At 63.8% G+C, this 21658-nt stretch carries 16 protein-coding genes; 3 read left to right on the forward strand and 13 right to left on the reverse strand.

The window, feature by feature from the left end:
* Positions 1 to 157: 157 nt before the first annotated feature.
* The 9 genes from IQ16_RS00570 to urtA all read right to left on the reverse strand — a co-directional run bounded on the left by IQ16_RS00570 (position 158) and on the right by urtA (position 11470).
* Complete coding sequence (locus IQ16_RS00570) at positions 158 to 3307, reverse strand: autotransporter outer membrane beta-barrel domain-containing protein (RefSeq protein WP_018644396.1); 3150 nt, start codon at positions 3305 to 3307, stop codon at positions 158 to 160.
* 182 nt (positions 3308 to 3489) lie between these two features.
* A complete protein-coding gene (locus IQ16_RS00575) occupies positions 3490 to 4530 on the reverse strand; it encodes an aliphatic amidase (RefSeq protein WP_018644395.1) in 1041 nt (346 codons plus the stop codon).
* Between the two features lie 45 nt (positions 4531 to 4575).
* Positions 4576 to 4953, reverse strand: coding sequence for an FmdB family zinc ribbon protein (locus IQ16_RS00580; protein ID WP_018644394.1), 378 nt, complete (start codon positions 4951 to 4953; stop codon positions 4576 to 4578).
* Between the two features lie 96 nt (positions 4954 to 5049).
* Positions 5050 to 6279: a formamidase gene (fmdA, locus tag IQ16_RS00585; protein ID WP_018644393.1), complete on the reverse strand. Its 1230-nt coding sequence runs from the start codon at positions 6277 to 6279 to the stop codon at positions 5050 to 5052.
* A gap of 28 nt (positions 6280 to 6307) precedes the next feature.
* Entirely contained in the window at positions 6308 to 6997 is a 690-nt protein-coding gene (urtE, locus tag IQ16_RS00590) for an urea ABC transporter ATP-binding subunit UrtE (protein WP_018644392.1), read from the reverse strand.
* 11 nt (positions 6998 to 7008) lie between these two features.
* Entirely contained in the window at positions 7009 to 7764 is a 756-nt protein-coding gene (urtD, locus tag IQ16_RS00595; RefSeq protein WP_018644391.1) for an urea ABC transporter ATP-binding protein UrtD, read from the reverse strand.
* A 226-nt stretch (positions 7765 to 7990) separates the two neighbouring features.
* Complete coding sequence (gene urtC / locus IQ16_RS00600; RefSeq protein ID WP_018644390.1) at positions 7991 to 9133, reverse strand: urea ABC transporter permease subunit UrtC; 1143 nt, start codon at positions 9131 to 9133, stop codon at positions 7991 to 7993.
* 18 nt (positions 9134 to 9151) lie between these two features.
* Positions 9152 to 10078: an urea ABC transporter permease subunit UrtB gene (urtB, locus tag IQ16_RS00605; RefSeq protein WP_018644389.1), complete on the reverse strand. Its 927-nt coding sequence runs from the start codon at positions 10076 to 10078 to the stop codon at positions 9152 to 9154.
* Between the two features lie 132 nt (positions 10079 to 10210).
* Positions 10211 to 11470, reverse strand: coding sequence for an urea ABC transporter substrate-binding protein (urtA, locus tag IQ16_RS00610; protein WP_026312203.1), 1260 nt, complete (start codon positions 11468 to 11470; stop codon positions 10211 to 10213).
* A gap of 170 nt (positions 11471 to 11640) precedes the next feature.
* Here urtA and IQ16_RS00615 point away from each other — a divergent pair, with 170 nt between their 5' ends.
* Both IQ16_RS00615 and IQ16_RS00620 read left to right on the forward strand, forming a co-directional pair.
* Positions 11641 to 15012 carry a hybrid sensor histidine kinase/response regulator gene (locus tag IQ16_RS00615; protein WP_018644387.1) on the forward strand — a complete coding sequence of 1124 codons (3372 nt, stop codon included), beginning with the start codon at positions 11641 to 11643 and terminating at the stop codon, positions 15010 to 15012.
* The gene (locus IQ16_RS00620; RefSeq protein WP_018644386.1) at positions 14996 to 15922 is read left to right on the forward strand and encodes a response regulator; all 927 of its coding nucleotides are present in this window, start codon (positions 14996 to 14998) and stop codon (positions 15920 to 15922) included. Before IQ16_RS00615 ends, IQ16_RS00620 begins: the two co-directional genes overlap by 17 nt.
* A gap of 375 nt (positions 15923 to 16297) precedes the next feature.
* Here IQ16_RS00620 and IQ16_RS00625 read toward each other — a convergent pair whose 3' ends face one another.
* Together IQ16_RS00625 and IQ16_RS00630 are read right to left on the reverse strand one after the other, a co-directional pair.
* Entirely contained in the window at positions 16298 to 17800 is a 1503-nt protein-coding gene (locus IQ16_RS00625) for a flavin-containing monooxygenase (protein WP_026312201.1), read from the reverse strand.
* Positions 17801 to 17925: 125 nt separating this feature from the next.
* Positions 17926 to 18684 carry a S1 family peptidase gene (locus tag IQ16_RS00630; protein WP_018644384.1) on the reverse strand — a complete coding sequence of 253 codons (759 nt, stop codon included), beginning with the start codon at positions 18682 to 18684 and terminating at the stop codon, positions 17926 to 17928.
* A gap of 104 nt (positions 18685 to 18788) precedes the next feature.
* Between IQ16_RS00630 and IQ16_RS00635 the strand changes: the two genes are divergently transcribed.
* Complete coding sequence (locus IQ16_RS00635) at positions 18789 to 19424, forward strand: HAD-IA family hydrolase (protein ID WP_018644383.1); 636 nt, start codon at positions 18789 to 18791, stop codon at positions 19422 to 19424.
* 95 nt (positions 19425 to 19519) lie between these two features.
* On the opposite strand, the gene mtnA is transcribed toward IQ16_RS00635, so the two are convergent.
* Both mtnA and IQ16_RS00645 read right to left on the reverse strand, forming a co-directional pair.
* On the reverse strand, positions 19520 to 20626 hold the full coding sequence (gene mtnA, locus IQ16_RS00640; RefSeq protein ID WP_018644382.1) for an S-methyl-5-thioribose-1-phosphate isomerase: 1107 nt from the start codon (positions 20624 to 20626) through the stop codon (positions 19520 to 19522).
* Between the two features lie 18 nt (positions 20627 to 20644).
* Positions 20645 to 21520 (reverse strand): S-methyl-5'-thioadenosine phosphorylase, encoded by an 876-nt coding sequence (locus IQ16_RS00645; RefSeq protein WP_018644381.1) that lies wholly within the window; start codon positions 21518 to 21520, stop codon positions 20645 to 20647.
* Positions 21521 to 21658: the final 138 nt, after the last annotated feature.

A 21658-nucleotide genomic window follows, 5' to 3' on the forward strand; every position in this document is an offset into this window, starting at 1 on the left:
TAGCGCGAGCGGGGTGGGGTGATCTCTCCACTCGAACAGTGCGAAACGCGGATAGACTGTCACCCCACCTCGGTCCGCATTGCGCTACGCTCCATGCGAACCGATCCTCCCCCTCCAGGGGAGGATGGCAATCCCGCTGTGGCCTATAGGCCGCATCTCACCACGCGAAGCGGACGACGCCCTTGCCGGCGTAGGAACGGGTGACGTTCGAGAACTCGCCTTCGAACGTTGCCGACGCGGACCAGCCGTTCATCCAGTTCATCTGCACCGACGCCGTGGTCAGTGCGGAATCGCGCGCCTGAGGAGCGCCGTTCACGACGAAGGCCGCGCCCGGCAGCGTCTGGAACACCGCACCGACGGTGCGGTCCGGATTGTAGTCATGCGCCCAGGCGAGCCGGCCGCGCAGGGTCATCAGGCCGCCGGCCGCCGCAAACGACTTGTCCGCACGCAGGCCGAGCTCGGTGCGGGTGCTGGTGACGTCCTTGGCGGCGTAATTGAGCGCAAAGGTGTTGTTGCCGACCACTGCGAATTCCGAATAGTTCGGCAGGCTGAACAGGGTGGCCTGGGCCGCGGCATAGGGCGTCAGGCCGATCCACTGCGTGGCATAGCGGTAACCACCCTCGATCCGGCCCGAGACGGCGTTGGCATTGAACTGCGCCCGCAATTGATCGACGCCTGCGGCGGTGACGATGCGGTTCGTCGTGACGTCCTGCCAGCCATAGGCGAGCGCAGCGGTGATATAGGCCGGTCCCACCGTGTGCCGCACGAAGGCGCCGGCCTGGAACAGGTCGGAGCGGCCCCAGCCGAGCCCGTTGACGTTGAAGCCGGTGCCGCCGCCGGCCAGCGCGAAACCGGCGATCGTCGACGGCGAGAAGCGGTAGTCGAGACCGACTGCCGTGCCATAGACGCTGCTGCCGGTGGTGTTGGAGCCGAGGGCGGTGTTGCCGTCGGTGGTCTGCGACCCACCGTAACCGGCTGCCCACACGTCCCAGCGCTGCGCGAACGTCGCAGCCGGCGCCTTGCGGTAGATCGAGGCGAAGGCGTCACGCGCGTTCTTCTCACGCGTGCCTTTGCCGGCCGCCGCATAAGCGCTCGCGTCATCCGCATACGGCGTCGCATCAGGCGCACCGCTGCGCCCCGAGCCGAACACGTCGGTCAGCAGATTGATGAACAGGTTCATCGCATTGAAAGTCGTCTGCTGCGATCCCGTGCCCGATTCTCCGGAGGCCTGTGTGAGGCCGGCCGGCGAGAGGTTGGCGAGCGCGACCGGAAGGCTACCGGTGCTGTTGAAATAATTCGTCAGCACGTTGGCGACGTTCTGCTGATTGATGTTGAGGCCGCCGCCATAGCCCAGCGCGAGGTCGAGGTAGACGTTGTGAAGATCGTAGCTGAGCGTCGCATGCAGATTCGACGAGAGCCCCGCAACGACCGGGTTGAACGCATCGGGGAGCGTTGTCGCATTCAGGATCGTGTAGTGCTTCGCGATCGAGCCGGTCGGGACGACGACGACGGTGGCGCCGCCGAGCGTCGCCGTTCCCGTCACGACCGCAAGGCCGTTGCTGGCGCCCGAGACCTGCACCATGTAGCTCGACGCCGATGTGAACGAGAGGTCGCCGGACACGGTGAGCGTGCCGGTCGGATTGCCCGGCGCCAGCGTGCCACCATTGACGGTGGTCGTGCCGACCATACCGACGCCACTGAGCGTGCCGCCGCTCGCAACGGTCACGGTGCCGTTGATGGTGCCGGCGAGCAAAAGCGTGCCGCCGAGCACATTCCAGTCCTGATTGCCGGTGCCGGTCACGGTCCAGGTCGAGCTGTCGACCTTGTTGAAGGTCGAAAAGCCGCTGTATTGCAGGCCAGTGCCGATCAGGTCGAGATTGAATGTATCCTTGCCGGTGCCGCCGAGTTGGAACGTGTCGGTGCCGGATGCAATCACTTGGCCGTTGATGACGCTCCCGGGGCCGAGCGTCAGCGTGTTCGGGCCGCAGCTGCAGAACTCGATCGCGGCCAAGCCGGTCGCGGCATTGATGGTGCCCGAGTTGAAGACGGTTCCGGCGCCACCGACGCTGATGCCGACACCGCTGGCCCCGACGGTGATGGTACCGGTATTCACGATCTGGTTGGTCGTGCTGAAAGAGCTGACGTCGATGCCGATGCCGAACGTGCCGACAGTAATCGTGCCGCTATTGGTGATGGTGTTGGAGTCACCGACCGCGAAGATGCCTTCGGTCGAATCGCCGCCCGTAATCCGCCCGCTGTTTGTGATCGTAGAGGACGAGCCGTTATAGAGGATGCCCCAGCCGACCTGGCCGACAGTGATCGTGCCGCTTTGGCTGATCGTGGCCCTGTCCCCCTGGATCGAAATGCCGGCCGTTCCGTTGTCCCCCACCGTGATCGTGCCGCCATTGATGATCTTCGAGTCATCACCCAACACGGCAATACCGACGCCCAAATCGCCGGCCGTGATCGAGCCGAAATTGCTGGCGGTCTGGAAATCGCCTTGCATGAAGATGCCGGCGGCGTTCTGCCCGACCGCGATCCTGCCGGTGGCCGTGTTCGTGATCGTGTTGTTGTTGCTGATCGCCAGAATGCCGCCGGAGAAGCCGCTGGAATCGCCGACCGTGATCGCGCCGGCATTGGTCACGGTCACGCTGCCGAACGCAAAGATCCCGATCGAATCGTCGACGCCGGTGATCGTGCCCGTCGCGGTGTTCGTAATGGTGTTAGTGCTGTTGATCTGGCCGGCGAAGACACCTACGCCCGACGCACCGATCGACAGCGCCCCGGTGTTGGTGACGGTGTTGCTGTCGCCGACCGAGATCGCTGCGCCGTTATCACCTGTCGTGATCGTTCCGGCATTGGCGACGATGTTGTGGTCGATCACCTGGATGCCGAGGCCGTTGTCGAGCACCGTGATGGTGCCGTTGTTGGTCACGGTGTTGGTGTTTCCGGCAGCGATACCGGTCAGACCCGAGCCTGCCGACAGCGTCCCGTTATTGGTGACGGTGCTCGAATTGTTGACGCCGATCGAGAGCGCGCCGTTGTCGTTTACGGTCGCGCCGGAGAGCACGTTGACATTGAGGCTGTCGACGCCGGCTCCGGCCTGAAAACCGTCCGTATCCGTGCCGCTGCAAGTGACAGTCTGGCCGCTGGTGGCGGGATCGGGCGCGCAGAGCGCGTTGGCGGGCGTCGCGCAAAGGCTGAGGCCGACGAAGACCGCCGATACGCCTATGAGCGACCAGTGACGGATCGGCGCAGTCGATCCTGCCGCCTCCCTGGCCCCTCGCCTTGCACGCCACACCCCCATTCCCAGCAATTCCGCCGGGAACTTAGGCCATAGCGAGGCTCCGTAGAACTACGGCGACGCCGGAATGCGTCCGTTTGGCACACAACCGAAGCAGAATCTGAGCGTCATGTTGCAACCGCGCCACGGTTTTGCGCGGCCAATCGTCTCATTCTGCGCATGACTGGGCGCGCATCCGCGACGGCTCAGTAATTGCTGGCCGCCGCCTCATTGGGGATGCCGTCAATCGGGCACTCGTCGGTGCCCGGCGTCGAGCGGGTCATCGCCTCGACCATGTCGCGCGTGCCTTCGGGATCCTTGATCCAGTTCTTGTAGAAATCATATGGGCAGGCCGCGACGCCACGCGGGCTGTCGCCGGAGTTGATCATGCCGGTGTAGCCGCGGTGAACCAGCTTGTAGAGATGGTTCTGCGACTGGCCGTTGCGGCGCGCGTCGCGGATCAGATGTTTCGACAGCTGCGCGTACTGGATGCCGTAATCCTCTTCGCCGCACTCGCCGAGGGTGCGACCATCGAAGCCGATGATCGCGGAGTGGCCGAAATAGGAATAGACGCCATCGAAGCCGGCGGCGTTGGCGACGGCGACATAGACGTTGTTGGCCCAGGCCATGGCCTTGGAGATCATGACCTGCTGCTCCTTGGCCGGATACATGTAGCCCTGGCAACGCACAATCAGCTCGGCGCCCTTCATGGCGCAGTCGCGCCAGATCTCCGGATAATTGCCGTCGTCGCAGATGATCAGGCTGACCTTGAGGCCCTTCGGGCCTTCGGAGACATAGGTGCAATTGCCGGGATACCAGCCTTCGATCGGCACCCACGGCATGATCTTGCGATACTTCTGCACGATCTCACCCTTGTCGTTCATCAGAATCAGGGTGTTGTAGGGCGCCTTGTGCGGATGCTCCTCATGGCGTTCGCCGGTGAGCGAGAACACGCCCCACACTTTCGCCTTGCGGCAGGCCTCCGCGAAGATCGCCGTTTCCTCGCCCGGCACCACGGACGCGGTCTCGTACATCTCCTTGGAGTCGTACATGATCCCTTGCGTGGAATATTCCGGGAAGATCACGAGGTCCATGCCGGGCAGGCCGACTTTCATGCCGACGATCATGTCGGCGATCTTGCGGGCGTTATCGAGCACCTCGGCCTTGGTATGCAGGCGGGGCATCTTGTAGTTCACCACTGCGACGCCGACCGTGTCGTTGCTGCTGGAGATGTCACCGTGAAGCATGTTGAGCGCTCCTGTACTTTATTTGTTTGATGTTGGCGTGTGGCGTTAGTGGCTGATCATCCAGGGCCGCGCTGTCGGAAAGCCCTTGGCGCCGCTTTTGGTCTTGGTCATCAGCCGCGCCGGCTTTTTCCTGTCCGCCGAGCTCTTGTCTTTGACCGTCTTGCCCGAGGAACAGCAACCGCAGCCGGGGCCATGCGAGGCCTTGTATTGCGCCAGCGTCTGCGGCGCGTGCGAGCTGCGCTCGTTGACGGCGTGCGCCTTGCGCTTCTCCGCCGGCATGCAGAAGAAATTCGGCGCGGTCAGGATCACCCGCGGCGCCATGGTCTCGCAGTGCGGGCAGCTCTGCGGATCGTCGCATTCCGCCATCGGGCGCAGATCCTTGAAGGGACCACAGTCGTCACAGAGATATTCGTAGACCGGCATCGCATCATCCCCAACGCGTGTTCAACACAGCTCACTGCTACCGCCCATGCGGCGACAGCCCCTCTCCCCGTGAGAACGGGGAGAGGGAGCGCAGCGTCACTTGTCCGGCGAGATCGGCATCTGGATATCGCCGGTGATGTGCTTGATGGGACCGGCCGCCGACGGCATCACGTCGAAGTCGAAGATCTCCGTTGGCAGCCACAGCGTGGCGCAGGCATTGGGTACGTCCACGACACCGGAGATGTGGCCCTGGCACGGCGCCGTGCCGAGGATCGAATAGGCCTGGGCGCCGGAGTAGCCGAACTTCTTCAGATACTCGATGGCATTGAGACAGGCCTGGCGATAGGCGATGTGGACGTCGAGATAATGCTGCTTGCCGGCCTCATCGACCGAGATGCCTTCGAAGATCAGATAGTCCTTGTAGTTCGGCGTGATCGGCGACGGCTTGAAGATCGGGTTCTTGATGCCGTATTTCGACATGCCGTCCTTGATCACCTCGACCTTGAGGTGCAGCCAGCCGGCCATTTCGATCGCGCCGCAGAAGGTGATCTCGCCGTCGCCCTGGCTGAAATGCAGATCGCCCATCGAGAGACCAGCGCCCGGCACGTAGACCGGGAAATAGATCTTCGAGCCGCGCGAGAGATCCTTGATGTCGCAATTGCCGCCGTGCTCGCGCGGCGGCACGGTGCGCGCGCCCTCCGCGCCGATCTTGGCCTTGGCATCGCCCTTGGCGCGACCGCCATGGGCGGTCGGCGCGAACGGCGGGTTGGCAAGGCCGGGCACGCGGGTCGGGTTGGTCGAGATCAGCTCGGCCTCGCGCTTGTTCCACGTCTCCAGCATCTTCGGATCGGGCAGACAGCCGATCAGGCCGGGATGGATCAGGCCGGCGAAATTCACGCCGGGCACGTGGCGCGACGAGGTGTAGAGGCCCTTGATGTCCCAGATCGACTTCTGCGCCAGCGGGAAATGGTCGGTGAGGAAGCCGCCGCCATTCTGCTTGGAGAAGAAGCCGTTAAAGCCCCACAGGCTCTCCTTGAGCGGGCCGACGTCGAGCAGGTCCACGACGAGAAGATCGCCGGGCTCGGCGCCCTTGACGCCGATCGGACCGGAGAGGAAGTGCACGATCGACAGGTCGATGTCGCGCACGTCGTCGGCGGAATCGTTGTTCTTGATGAAGCCGCCGGTCCAGTCATACGTCTCGATGATGAAATCGTCGCCGGGATTGACCCAGGCCACGATCGGGATATCGGGGTGCCAGCGGTTGTGCACCATGTCATTTTCGTAAGCCGACTTGGTGAGATCGACCTTGATCAGTGTCTCTGGCATCGAGATGCTCCCCTTTTACTACGGTTGGTTAGACGGACAGATATTTCGAGACCTGTGCGGCATCGACGGCGTCGCGCGGATCGTCGCGCACGATCTCGCCGTTCTCGATCACCAGCACACGGTCGGCGATATCGAGCGCGAAGCTCAGGACCTGCTCGGACACGACGATCGAGAGCCCCTTCTCGTCGCGGATGCGCTTCAGGGTGCGCGCCATCTCCTTGATGATCGAGGGCTGGATGCCTTCGGTCGGCTCGTCCAGCAGCAGCACCTTGGGCTTGGTCGCGAGCGCCCGCGCAATCGCGAGCTGCTGCTGCTGGCCGCCGGAGAGGTTGCCGCCGCGGCGGCCCTTCATCTCCAGCAGCACCGGAAACAATTCGTAGATGTCTTCAGGCACCTCGGATCCGCCGGAGACGACGAGACCGGTCTCGATGTTCTCCTTCACCGTCATGGTGGAGAAGATCATGCGGCCCTGCGGCACATAGGCGAGGCCCTTGGCGACGCGCTCGTAGCTCGGCAGGCTACCCAGCTCGGCACCGTCCATGGTCACCGAGCCGCTCTTGGTCGGCAGGATGCCCATCAGCGATTTCATCAGCGTGGTCTTGCCCATGCCGTTGCGGCCCATGATCGCGACGATCTCGTTCGGCGCGACCTTGACGTTGAGCCCGTGCAGCACCTCGCTCTGGCCGTAGGCGACGTGGAGATCGGAAATTGCCAGCATCAGCACGCTCCTTAGTGGCCGAGGTAGACTTCAACGACCTTGGGGTCGTTCTTGACTTTCTCCATGGTGCCTTCCGAGAGGATCTGGCCCTGGTGGAGCACGGTGACCTTGTGCGCGATGTCCTCGACGAACTTCATGTCGTGCTCGATCACCAGCACCGAGCGGTTCTTGATGATGCGGTTGAGCAGCTCGGCGGTCTTGGCGCGTTCGGACACGCTCATGCCGGCGACAGGCTCGTCCAGCATCAGGAGGTCCGGGTCCTGGATCAGCAGCATGCCGATCTCGAGCCATTGCTTCTGGCCGTGGCTGAGCAGGTCGGCATTCATGTGCAGCCGGTCCTTCAGGAAGATCATCTCGGCGACCTCGTGCACCCGGTCGCGCACGGCGGCATCGCGGGTGAAGGTCAGCGCGCCGAACACGGAGCGGCCGCGCGGATAGGAGATCTCGAGATTCTCGAACACGGTGAGATCGTCGTAGATCGACGGGTTCTGGAACTTGCGCCCGACCCCGGTCTTGACGATCTCGTTCTCTCTCATCCGCGTCAGCTCCTTGCCGCGAAACTGGATCGAGCCAGACGTGGCTTTGGTCTTGCCGCAGATCAGGTCGAGCACGGTGGTCTTGCCGGCGCCGTTGGGGCCGATGATGACGCGGATCTCGTTCTCGTCGACGTAGAAGGAGAGATCGTTGACCGCCTTGAACCCGTCGAACGAGACGGTGAGCGCTTCGACGGCGAGCAGGAATTCCTTGGGCTGATGACCGACGAGCATGACCTATCTCCTCACTGCCGGCGTGGCATCGGCATCGTGATGACCGACGAGCATGACCTATCTCCTCACTGCCGGCGTGGCATCGGCATCGTGATGACCGACGAGCATGACCTATCTCCTCACTGCCAGCGTGGCATCGGCATCGTGATGACCGACGAGCATGACCTATCTCCTCACTGCCAGCGTGGCATCGGCATCGTGATGACCTACGAGCATGACGATCTCCTCACTCCGCCGGGGCGCCGTCGGCGACCGAGCTGTCGGTCCAGCCGTCGGGTTTCGATTTGCGCGAGGCGATCAGGCGATCGATGCGCGGCTGCACATAGTCGCCCCAGATCCCGGCAAGACCGTTCGGGAAGGCCAGCACCACGGCGATGAACAGGCCGCCGAGGCCGAACAGCCACAATTCAGGGAAGGTTTCCGACAGGCTGGTCTTGGCGAAGTTGACCAGCAGCGTGCCGTAGATCGCGCCCAGGATCGACAGCCGGCCGCCGACCGCGGTGTAGATCACCATCTCGATCGACGGCACGATGCCGACGAAGGACGGTGACATGAAGCCGACATTGAGCGCGAACATGGCGCCGCCGATCGCGGCGAACACGGCGGCGATGCAGAAGGCGAATATCTTGAAGTTCGCGACGCTGTAGCCGGAGAAGCGGACGCGGTCCTCCTTCTCCCGCATCGCGACCAGGATGCGCCCGAGCTTGGAGTGGCGGACGAACTGCGCGATCATGATGCAGACGAACAGGCAGCCGACCTCGAAGAAGTACAGCACGATCTTGGCGTGGTCGGGCCGGATGTCCCATCCCTTCAGCGTGCGCAGATCGGTCATGCCGTTGATGCCGCCGGTGTAGCCCTGCTGGCCCACGATCAGGATCGTCAGAATGGCGGCGACCGCCTGGGTGATGATGGCGAAATAGGTGCCGCCGACGCGGCGCTTGAACATCGCGGTGCCGATGATCCAGGCAAAGATGCCGGGCACGAGGATGATGGCGGCGATGGTGAAGGTGAGGCTGTTGAAGGGCTTCCAGAAGAACGGCAGCGCCGTGATCTGATTCCAGTCCATGAAGTCGGGGATGCCGGGCGTGGATTGGATCTTGGTGTTCTCTACGCTCGACGCCTCGAGCTTGAGGAACATGGCCATGCAGTAGCCGCCGAGCCCGAAGAACACGCCCTGGCCGAGGCTCAGGATGCCGCCATAGCCCCAGCAGATCACCAGCCCCAGCGCGACGAAGGCGTAGGTCAGATATTTTGCGACGAGGTTGAGCCTGAAGACATCCAACGTGAGCGGCAGCACCACCACGAGGAACACCGCGAGCACGAGAATTCCGATCAGCTCCGATCGATTGAAGAACCGATTGTCGGTCATAACATCAGCCCCATTTTCTCACTTGCGGACCTTGAGGGCGAACAGCCCCTGCGGCCGCAGCATCAGGATTCCGACAACGGCGAGCAGCGTCAGCACCTTGGCCATCGAGCCCGACATGAAGAACTCGAGGGTCGATTGCGTCTGCGAGATCGAGAAGGCCGAGGCGATGGTGCCGAGCAGGCTGGCGGCGCCGCCGAACACGACCACGAGGAAGGTATCGACGATGTAGAGCTGGCCGGAGGTCGGCCCGGTCGAGCCGATCATGGTGAAGGCGCTGCCGGCAATGCCGGCGATCCCGCAGCCGAGGCCGTAGGTGTAGCGATCAACTTTTTCGGTGTTGATGCCGACGGCGCCGGCCATGATGCGGTTCTGCACGACGGCGCGGACCTGGCGGCCCCAGCGCGACTTGTACATCACATAGGCGACGCCGACGGTGATCAGGACGGTGAGGCACATCACGAAGACGCCGTTGATCGGCACTTCGATGCTGTCGGTGACGTGCAGCGATCCGAGCATCCATTGCGGCAGCTCGACGCCGACCTCGCGCGCGCCGAACACGGAGCGATAGGCCTGCTGCAGCATCAGGCTGAGGCCCCAGGTCGCCAGCAGCGTATCGAGCGGGCGCTTGTAGAGGTGCCGTATCAGCACCCATTCCACCAGCATGCCCAGCGCACCGGAGGCGAGGAAGGCAAGGATCATCGCAAGGAAGAAGTAGCCGCCGAAAAGGCTCGGCATGTAGGTCTGAAACAGATTGGAGGTCATCCAGGTGACGTAGGCCCCGAGGATCATGAACTCGCCATGGGCCATGTTGATGACGCCCATCTGGCCGAAGATGATCGCAAGACCGAGCGCCATCAGGACGTAGACCGAGAACAGGATCAGTCCTGCAAAGCCCTGCATGACGAAGATGGAGCCAAGGTCACCAAGCGAGTAGTCGCCGAACATCGATGTCCTCCGTCGGGGAAAGGGTCCCGCGTCGCGATGCAGACTCGCGACGCGGGGGTCTTGGGCATGGACTTGCGATCCACACCAGGGAGCGGTTTTGCCTTGAGGGGAAACGGCGACGGGCGCCGAGACTTACTGGTAGCCCTTGGGGAACGGATCCGGCTCGACGAGATCGGCGGTCTCGTAGATCAGCTCGAACTGGCCATCGAGCTTGGCGCGGCCCACGCGGGTCTTCGACCAGAGGTGATGGTTCTCGTGAATGCGCACATAGCCTTCCGGCGCGCCCTTGAACTCGACGCCCGGCGAAGCCGCCGCGATCTTGTCGACGTCGAAGGAGCCGGCCTTCTCGACCGTCAACTTCCACAGCCATGGGCCGAGATAGGCAGCCTGGGTGACGTCTCCGATCACGGTCTTCTCGCCCCACGCCTTCTTGAACGCCGGCACGAAGGCCTTGTTGTTGGGATTGTCGAGCGACTGGAAGTACTTCATGCAGGCATAGGCGCCTGCGATGTTCTCGCCGCCGATGCCGTCGATCTCGTCCTCGGTGACCGAGATCGTCAGCAGCGGCTGCTTGGCGAGGTCGATGCCGGCGGCCTTGAGCTGTTTGTAGAAGGCGACGTTGGAGCCGCCGACGACGTCGGTGAAGATCACGTCGGGCTTGGTCAGCTTGATCTTGTTGATGACCGAGTTGAACTGGGTCGAGCCCAGCGCGTAGTACTCCTCGCCGACGACCTTGCCCTTCAGCACGTTCTCGACGTGCTTGCGCGCGATCTTGTTCGAGGTGCGCGGCCAGATGTAGTCGGAGCCGATGAAGAAGAAGGTCTTGGCGCCCTTTTCCTTGGCGATCCAGTTCAGGCCGGCGAGGATCTGCTGGGTCGCCTCCTGGCCGGTGTAGATCACGTTCTTGGACTGCTCGAGACCTTCATAGAAGGTCGGGTAGTAGAGCATGCCATTGTACTGCTCCATGACCGGCAGCACGGCCTTGCGCGAGGCCGAGGTCCAGCAGCCCATGATCGCCGCGACCTTGTCGTTGACCAGCAGCTTCTTGGCCTTTTCGGCGAAGGTCGGCCAATCGGAGGCGCCGTCTTCCTGGATGAATTTGATCTTGCGGCCGAGCACGCCGCCCATGGCGTTGATCTGCTCGATGGCGAGCTTCTCGGCTTCGATCGAGCCGGTCTCGGAAATGGCCATGGTGCCGGTGGCCGAATGCAGGATGCCGACCGTGACCTCGGTGTCGGTGACGGCGAGACCCGTGGTGTTGACCGCCGAGGTCGCCGGGGCCTGCGCGAAAGACGCCCGCGGCAGCATCGTGATGGCCGGCACGGCCGCCATTCCCATCAATAGTTTACGCCGGAGCGGCGACAACAGGCCCTTGTTTGCTTCGTCTGACATGAGCACCCCACTTTTGTTCGAGGACACGCGATTGGTGCCGTGAGGATGGCTCGAATTTGTGCAGCGCAAGCATACGCAAGATCGCGTATACTGCACCGCAAAATACCGACGTAGGCTTTTGGTACGGGATTTGCGAGGGCTCCGGGTCCGTATCGGGAGTGGGGTAAAGAGTGGCAGGGCGGCAGCGAATAGACCGCGTCAGGCGCCAGTACAACCAATGGGTTGCCAACCAGACGCTGGAAGACTACGCGCTGCGCTTCACCGCCAAGAGCGCGCGGCGATGGTCCGCCGCCCGTGTCGCCAACACCGCGATCGGCGCGATCTCCTTCCTGGTGCTCGAGGCGATCGGCGGCACCATCACCCTCAATTACGGCGTCACCAACGCCGCGGCCGCGATCCTCGTCGTCTCCGCCATCATCTTCTGCTGCGGCGTGCCGATTGCCTATCATGCCGCCAAATGCGGCATCGACATCGACCTCCTGACCCGAGGTGCCGGCTTCGGCTATATCGGCTCGACCGTGACGTCGCTGATCTACGCCTCCTTCACCTTCATCTTCTTCGCGGTCGAGGCGGTGATCCTGGCGACCGCGCTGGAGATGTGCTTGGGGATTCCCCGCCCGATCGGCTATCTCATCAGCGCGGTCGCGATCATCCCGCTTGTGACCTACGGCATCACGCTGATCAGCCGCTTCCAGCTCTGGACGCAGCCGGTCTGGGTCGTCCTGCACATCCTGCCCTTTGTCGCGATCGCCTGGGCCAATCCCCACTCCTTCACGGAGTGGCGCAAATTCTCCGGCGAGCACGGCGACCTCAACGGCCATTTCGATCTGCTGCTGTTCGGCGTGGCGTCGTCCGTGGTGTTCTCGCTGGTGGCTCAGATCGGCGAGCAGGTCGACTTCCTCCGATTCCTGCCGCGCGATCGCCGCGCCTCCAGGGCATCGTGGTGGATCGCGCTGATGAGCGCGGGGCCGGGCTGGATCGTGCTCGGCGCGCTGAAGCTGCTGGCCGGCTCGTTCCTGGCGTTCTTTGCGCTGAGCCACGGCGTGCCGCCCGAAGAGGCCGCCGAGCCCGCGCATATGTATCTCGTGGCGTTTCGGTACGTGCTGTCCGAGCCGGACCTCGCGTTGGCCCTGACCGGCATCTTCGTGGTGCTGTCGCAGATCAAGATCAACGTCACCAACGCCTATGCCGGCTCGATCGCGTGGTCGAATTTCTTCTCGCGCCTGACCCATAGCCATCCCGGCCGCGTGGTCTGGCTGGTGTTCAACGTGATGGTGGCGCTGCTGCTGATGGAGATCGGCGTCTACAAGGCGCTGGAGCAGACGCTGGCGCTCTACTCCAACGTCGCCATCGCATGGGTCGGCGCGCTGGTGTCCGACCTCGTCGTCAACAAGCCGCTCGGCCTGCGTCCGCCGCAGATGGAGTTCAAGCGCGCGCATCTCTACGACATCAACCCGGTCGGCGTCGGCGCCATGACGCTCGCGATCATCGTCTCGATCGCGGCGTTCTACGGCCTGTTCGGCCCGACCATGAAGGCGCTGGCCGCCTTCGTCGCGCTGACGGTCGCCTTCGTCACCGCGCCTGTGATCGCCTGGCTGACGGACGGAAAATTCTACATCGCGCGCAAGCCGAAGCGGAGCTGGGCCAATATCGAGGCGATCCAGTGCTGTATCTGCGAGCACAGTTTTGAGCCGGAGGACACCACCTCCTGCCCCGCCTATGCCGGCCCGATCTGCTCGCTGTGCTGCTCGCTCGACGCCCGCTGCCACGACCTCTGCAAGCCGCATGGACGTGCGCAAGTGCAGTTCTCCGAGGCGCTCAGCAAGATCCTGCCGCGACCGATCTATCAGCGGATCAACTCGCAGTTCGGCCATTACGTCGGCGTGTTCGTGGTCTCCGCCGGTCTCGTCGCGCTGGTGCTGGGGCTGATCTATCTGCAGACCTCGGCGAGCGTGCACGGCGAGAACCTGCTGGTCTCGAACGTGCTGTGGAAGGTGTTCTTCTCGCTCAGCATCATCATCGGCGTGGTCGCCTGGCTGTTCGTGCTGGCGCAGCAGAGCCGCCGCGCGGCGGAAGCGGAGACGCGGCGGCAGACCACGCTCCTGATCCAGGAGATCGACGCGCACAAGCGCACCGACGCCGAGCTGCAGCGCGCCAAGGAGGTCGCCGAATCAGCCAACCTCGCCAAGAGCCGCTATGTCGTCGGCCTCAGCCACGAGCTGCGCTCGCCGCTGAATGCGATCAGCGGCTATGCGCAGCTGCTCGAGCAGGATGCAACGCTCAACACCAAGCCGCGCGACCAGGTCCGCGTCGTCCGCCGCAGCGCCGATCACCTCTCCGGGCTGATCGACGGCATCCTGGACATCTCCAAGATCGAGGCGGGGCGGCTGTATCTGTCCCGCGACGAGGTGCGCCTGAGCGAATTCCTCGACCAACTCGTCGGCATGTTCCGTCTCCAGGCCGCCGCCAAGGGCATCGACTTCGTGTTCAGACGTCCCGCGCATCTGCCGGTCGTGGTCTATGCCGACGAGAAGCGGCTGCGCCAGGTGCTGATCAATTTGCTCTCCAACGCCATAAAATTCACCCAGACCGGCAGCGTGCAGTTCGTCGTGCACTATCGCAGCCCCGTTGCCGAGTTCGAGGTGATCGACACCGGCCCCGGTATCCAGGGCGACGATCTCGAGCGCATCTTCGCGCCGTTCGAACGCGGCGCGCTCGGTGTCGCGCAGCCGCAGACCGGAACCGGCCTCGGGCTGACGATCAGCCGGCTGCTGGCCGGCGTCATGGGCGGCGACATCAAGGTCTCCAGCACGGTCGGCACCGGCTCAACGTTCAAGGTCAAGATCCTGCTGTCGGAGGTCACCAATCCCCAGCGCATCGCGCCGGTGGAGGCGCCGGTTTCCGGCTATCACGGCGCGCGCAAGACCATCCTGATCACCGACGACGACCCCGTGCATCGCGATCTCTTGCGCGAGGTGCTCACACCGCTCGGCTTCATCCTGCTCAGCGCGCCCGACGGCGCGGGCTGCCTGGCGCTGGCGCAACATTGCCGTCCCGATCTGTTCCTGCTCGACATCTCCATGCCGGCCATGGACGGCTGGGCCGTCGCGGAAGCCTTGCGCGCCAGCGGTCATCACCAGGCGCGCATCCTGATGGTGTCCGCAAGCGCGCTGGAGGCTCACGGCACGCCGCTGGCGCAGCCCTTCCATGACGGCTATCTGATGAAGCCGATCGACATTCCGCGGCTGCTGGAGACGATCCGCCAGCTCCTCAAGATCGAATGGCAGTACGGTTCGGACGAGATCGCGGTGCCGTTCTGGCGGCCCGAGAGCGGCTCACGGCCGCCGGCGCGACACATCGAGGCGTTGATCGGGCTCGGCCAGATCGGCTACGTCAAGGGCATCCAGCTCAAGCTGGACGAGATCGGCAGCGAGCATCCGGAGCATGCCGACTTCGTTGCGCAGATGCGGTCGCTGGTCGACCGCTTCGATCTCGACCAGTACATGGCCACATTGAAGACGTTGCATGCTTATGAGCATTGAACCAAAGAAGCGCGACGTCGCGCTCGTTGTGGACGATTCTCCCGAGACGCTGCGGCTGCTCACCGATGCGCTCGACGGCGCCGGCATGACGGTCATGGTGGCGCTCGACGGCGCGGCCGCGATGCGCATCGTCGATCAGATCACGCCCGACATCGTGCTGCTGGATGCCGTGATGCCCGGCATCGACGGCTTCGAGACCTGCCGCCGCCTCAAGCGCGATGCGGGCCTTGCCAACGTCCCCGTGATCTTCATGACCGGCCTTGCCGAAACCGAGCACATCGTGCGCGGACTGGACGCCGGCGGCGTCGACTACGTGACCAAGCCGATCGTGATCGAGGAGATGCTGGCGCGCATCCGCGTTCATCTCGGCAATGCGCGGCTGACCCAGAGCGCGCGCGCCGCGCTCGACGTCTCCGGACGCTTCCTGTTCGCGGTCAACCGGCAGGGCCATTTGCTCTGGGCAACCCCGCAGGCCCAGAAGCTGCTGGCCGATCATCACGGTGCGCAGGCCGACGACTTCGTCCTGCCGCCGTCACTGCTGCAATGGCTGGAGCAGGTCAAGGGCAAGGGCAGCGCGAAGTCGCAAGCCGCCTCCCTGCCCGACAACCCGCAGCTCCGCTTCTACTACATGGGCGAGACCGCGCCGAACGAATTCCTGCTGCGACTGTCCAAGGAAGCCGGCACGGCGCTGCCGCCCGAATTCACCAGCGAGCTCGGCCTCACCACCCGCGAAGGCGAGGTGCTGGCCTGGCTCAGCAAAGGCAAGACCAACCGCGACATCGCGCAGATTTTGGGCCTCAGCCCGCGCACGGTCGACAAGCATCTGGAGCAGATCTATTCCAAGCTCGGCGTGGAGAACCGCACGGCGGCGGCGGCGATTGCCGCAAATGCGACGCGAAGGAATTCGTAGCGGTGCTGCGACTGAGTTGAAACGCCGCTAGCCCAGCCAATGGTGTCGTCCCGGACAAGCGCAGCGAAGCGAAGCGCAGATCCGGGACCCATAACCACAGGGAGAAGTTTGGCGAAGACCCGTGGTGACCAGTTCGCGCCACAACATCTCCCTGGGGTAATGGGTCCTGGCTTTCGCTAGGACGACACCGTGTGAGTGGCAATGCTGTTCAGCCAAACCACCGGTGTCGTCCCGGCGAAGGCCGGGACCCATAACCACCGAACGTGATTTGACGAAGACTTGGAGTTACCAGTCCCGCCCCCAACTTCTCCCTGTGGTTATGGGTCCCGGCCTGCGCCGGGACGACACTGAGTATGTGGTGACGCTTACCACCCCTCACCCATAAACAAACGCCTTGTCATCCAGATCCGTCCTCGGGATCTCGTCCTTCTCGGTCCAGTAGTCCTGGCTGTGCTGCCATTCCGGCTTGTCGCCGCGCTTGGGCAACAGATTCATGTTGCGCATGATGTAGCCCGGATTGAAGTTCTCCGGATCAATCCAGGGCAGGATCGGCATGTTGTGGTCTTCGGGCCGCAAGCTCACCTCGACCTTCTTCTTGCCCTTGGCCTTCATGTGGCCGAGCAGGCGACAGACGAAATCGGCGACGAGATCGACGCGCAGCGTCCAGCTGGCGCGGAAATAGCCGAACACCCAGACCAGGTTCGGCACGCCCGTGAACATCATGCCGCGATAGGTGACGGTGTCGCCGAAGGCGAGCGGCTTGCCGTCGATCTCGAAGGCGATGTCGCCGAGTGCCGAGAGATTGAAGCCGGTCGCGGTGACGACAACATCGGCCTCCAGCAGCTTGCCCGATTTGAGCTGGATGCCGTTCTGGACGAAGCATTCGATCTCGTCGGTGACGACGGAGGCCTTGCCGCTGGCGATGCCCTTGAACAGGTCGGCATCCGGCACGAAGGCGATGCGCTGCCGCCACGGCCGATAGGATGGCGTGAAATGCGTCTCGACGTCGTAGTCGGGACCGAGCACCGCACTGATCTGGCCGATCAGCTCCTTCTTCACATGCTCGGGCTTGGCCAGACAGAGTTTTGTGAACGCGTCCTGCTCGAACAGGATCTTGCGGCGGACGATCTCGTGAATCCAGGCCTCCTCGACTTGAAGCCGGCGCAGCTCCTCGGCGATCTCGATGGCGTTGCGGCCGAGACGGAAATAGGTCGGCGAACGCTGCAGCATGGTGACATGCGCGCAACTGTCCGCGATGTTCGGCACCAGCGTCGCTGCGGTCGCACCGGAGCCGATCACGACGACTTTCTTGCCTGCGAGATCGATATCATCCGGCCAGGTCTGCGGATGGACGATGCGGCCCTTGAAGCGGTCCATGCCCTTCCATTCCGGCGTGTAGCCTTCCGAATGGCGGTAATAGCCCTGGCACATCCAAAGGAAGTTTGCGGTAAAGGTCTTAGCCTCGCCCGTATCGGTGGTCGTCGCCTCGATGGTCCAGAGATTCTGCTCGCTCGACCAGCTCGCGGAATTGATCTGGTGCTTGTAGCGGATGTGCCGGGCAATATCGTTGTCGTCGATCACCTCGCTCATGTAGGCGAGAATCTCCTCGGCGGTCGCGATGGGCGGGCCGACCCAGGGCTTGAAGCTGTAGCCGAAGGTGTGGAGATCGCTGTCCGAGCGGATGCCGGGATAGCGATGCGTGCTCCAGGTGCCGCCAAACGTCGCCTGCGTTTCGAGGATGACGTAGCTCGTACCCGGCAGCTGCTTTTCAATATGGTAGGCGCTGCCGATGCCGGAGATGCCGGCACCGACAATCAGCACGTCGAAATGCTCTGAGGCCTGCTTGGTGGTGGCGTGACTGCGAACAGCGACATTCATTGTTGCTTCTATGCCTTGCTTGTTTTTGTGGCCGTCCTTGACCGGACGACGCGTTTCCTCCGCGACGGGCATGGTCGCCCATCGCGCTTCCGCTTCAAAATGACATAGATCAAGTCGCGGTCAAACTACAACGCCGCACCCCAGCTCCGCGCGGTCTGCAAAATCCAGTCGCGATAGAGCGTGAGCGGCGTGACACCGGTCAGGCCGCCGCAGCCGGCGGCGCCGTTCGGTCCCGTCGACCAGCTGATGAGCCCGACGAGCATCGTGCCACTCGGCTTGTCCTCGAACACCGGACCGCCGGAATCGCCGGTGCAGGCGCCAATTCCATCGCGAACTCCGTTGGTTACGGGATCGACCAGCCGGATCTGCAGCGTGCCCGGCTGCCCCGTGGCGACGAGACCGGCAACGCGCGTCGCGCCGCCGCTCTTGCCGTCACCACGCACAGTGACGCCGATACCGGCGATGACGAAGCGACTGCCGACCTGAATCGGAATAGTCGGCATGCCGACCGGCACCGTCGATTTTCCCTTCAGTGGAATTTCCAGTTGCAGCAGCGCAACGTCGGCGGTGGCGCGATGTGCCTGCATCGCCTGCATGTTGAAGTTCGGATGGATCGCGACGGTACGGACGTTGAGCAATTGCGGCGCGCCGTCGGCACCGCGATCGACGATCTTGTAGTCCGCGCCGGGCTGCACACAGTGGGCCACCGTCAGCACGACCTTCGGGGCAATCAGCGTGCCGGTGCAGAAATTGCCGCGCGAGCCGACGATGGTGACGACCGCGCGCGCGACGCCATCGGCCTGCGGCGTGCCGCCGCCGACGATGGCGTGAGCGGGTGTTGCGAGCAGCAGCGAGGCTGCGACGAACGTGGCAAGCTTCTTCATGGGAACACGCATCGGCATTGGTGAAGGCGGACGATTGCTTCGGACTGGCTCTTGCCGATAGCGCATGCTAGCCCTCTTGGAAAGGAATTGACGAGGGTAGGATCGTGGCGATCGAGGCGGTGATCTTTGATTTTGGCGGCGTGCTGACGAGCTCGCCGTTCGAGGCGTTCACGCGATTCGAGACCGCGCGCGGCCTGCCCGCCGATATCATCCGGCGCACCAACGCGGCCAACCATCTGGAAAATGCTTGGGCCAAATTCGAGCGGGCCGAGGTCGATATCGAGACCTTCGATCGTTTGTTCGCCGAGGAATCGCTCGCGCTCGGCGCCGAGGTCCGCGGCCGCGACGTGCTGCCGCTGCTCCAGGGCGATCTGCGCCCCGAGATGGTCGAGGCCTTGAAGCGCATCAAGGCGCAATTCAAGACGGGCTGCATCACCAACAATCTGCCGGCCAACGCCATCGGCAGCATGACGGGACGCTCGCTCTACATCGCCGAGGTGATGGTGCTGTTCGACCACGTCATCGAATCCGCCAAGATCGGCCTGCGCAAGCCCGACCCGCGCATCTATCGGCTGATGGTGGAGACGCTGAAGGTCGATCCGAGGAATTGCGTGTATCTCGATGATCTCGGCGTGAATTTGAAGCCCGCGCGCGAAATGGGCATGACCACGATCAAGGTGACGAGTGGCGCGCAGGCGATTGCCGAGCTTGAGACGGCGACTGGATTGAAGCTAACCTAGTTTGCAAATGCCGTAGGGTGGGCAAAGCGGAGCGTGCCCACCATAAGCAGATGGTGGGCACGGCGCTTCCGCGCCTTTGCCCACCCTACGGGAGCCTACTCCGCCGCAGCCGCGATCCGCTCCGGAAACGCCGCGGCCAGCGCGGCACGATCGGGCTTAAGCACACCGCGCTCGGTGATGAGACCGGTGACGAGCCGCGCCGGCGTCACGTCGAAGGCATAGTTCGCGACCGGTGAGCCCTCAGGCACGATGCGCACCGTTTCCAATCGGCCATCGGCGGTGCGGCCGGTCATATCGGTGACCTCGGCTCCACTGCGCTGCTCGATCGGAATGTCCCTGATACCGTCACTCACGGCAAAATCGATCGTCGGCGACGGCAGCGCGACGTAGAACGGCACGCCGTTGTCGTGCGCGGCGAGCGCCTTGAGATACGTACCGATCTTGTTGCAGACATCGCCGTTGGCGGCGACGCGGTCGGTGCCGACGATGGCGAGATCGACCATGCCGTGCTGCATCAGATGCCCGCCGGTATTGTCGGGGATCACGGTGTGCGGCACGCCGTGATGGCCGAGCTCCCAGGCGGTGAGCGAGGCGCCCTGGTTGCGCGGCCGCGTCTCGTCGACCCAGACATGGACCTTGATGCCGCGCTCATGCGCGAGATAGATCGGTGCCGTCGCCGTGCCCCAGTCGACGGTGGCGAGCCAGCCGGCGTTGCAATGGGTCAGCACGTTGACCACTTCGCCCGGCTTCTTCGCCGCGATCGCTTCGATCAGCGCAAGGCCGTTGCCGGCAATGCCGCGGTTGATCTCGACGTCCTGCTCGACGATCTCGTCGGCGCGCGCATAGGCGGCCTCTGCCCGTTCCAGCGGATCGATCGGCGCGAGCGCCGTGCGCATCTCGTCCAGCGCCCATTTCAAATTGATCGCGGTCGGCCGCGCCACGACGAGCGTGTCGTAGGCCCGCTTCAGGCCGGCATCGGAGGCATCCTCGCGCATCGCGAGCGCCATGCCATAGGCCGCGGTCGCACCGATCAGCGGCGCGCCGCGCACCAGCATGTCGCGGATCGCGACGGCCGCGTCCTCGCACGACGTCAGACGCGCGATGACGAATTCATGCGGCAGCCGGCGCTGGTCGATCGCGCCGACCGACCAGCCGTCGCGCTCGCGCCAGATGCTGCGGAAATGCTTGCCGTCGACCTTCATGGCATTCTGCCTTTCGTATCACGCCCGCAGGATGCGCCCGGCCACCGCATCGAGCTTCTTCAGGAGCTCGGGATCGCGCGCCTCGGGCGCCGTGATCAGCGCGGTGTCGAGCGCGCGGTCCGAACCGATCGGGCACGGCTCGTGCTCGCGCGGGAAATCCTTCGCCAGCCGCGCCACCAGCGCCTTGGCCTTGTCGGCGTTCGAGGTCAAGACGCGGATGATGTCCTGCACGGTGACGGCATCATGATCGGGATGCCAGCAGTCGAAATCCGTCACCATCGCGACGGTAGCGTAGCAAATCTCGGCCTCGCGCGCGAGTTTTGCTTCGGGCATGTTGGTCATGCCGATCACCGAATAGCCCAGCGTCTTGTAGGTCATGCTCTCCGCATAGGTGGAGAATTGCGGCCCTTCCATGCAGACATAGGTGCCGCCGCGCGCAATCGCGAGACCTTCCGCTTCAGCGGCCGCGGCAAGATGGATGCGCAGCCGCGGCGAGACCGGGTGCGCCATCGACACATGCGCGACACAGCCGCGGCCGAAGAACGAGCTCTCGCGCTTGTGGGTGCGATCGACGAACTGGTCGATGAGGACGAAGGTGCCGGGCGGCAGTTCCTCCTTGAAAGAGCCGCAGGCTGACAGCGAGATCAGGTCGGTGACTCCGGCCCGTTTGAGGACGTCGATATTGGCGCGGTAATTGATGTCGGAGGGCGACAGCCGGTGGCCCTTGTCGTGCCGCGGCAGGAACACGATCGGCAGCCCGGCGATGGAGCCGCGCCTTAAAGGCGCCGACGGCTCGCCCCAGGGGCTCTCGATCACCTCTTCGCGCGCGCCCTCGAGACCCGGCAGATCGTAAATGCCGGAGCCACCGATGATGCCCAATACCGCCTGCGTCATACCCGCTCCACCCTGTTCGCCACGTGCGACATGGTTAAAGCTATGCCAGTTTTGCGGCGGTTTTGGAACGGGGGTGGTGGGGAGATGGCGGGGGATGGCGGCGTCGTGAGAGGCTGGGAGCGCTTGCCACTCACTCGG

Source organism: Bradyrhizobium huanghuaihaiense, assembly GCF_007830635.1.
In the GTDB taxonomy this organism is placed as follows: Bacteria; Pseudomonadota; Alphaproteobacteria; order Rhizobiales; family Xanthobacteraceae; genus Bradyrhizobium; species Bradyrhizobium huanghuaihaiense.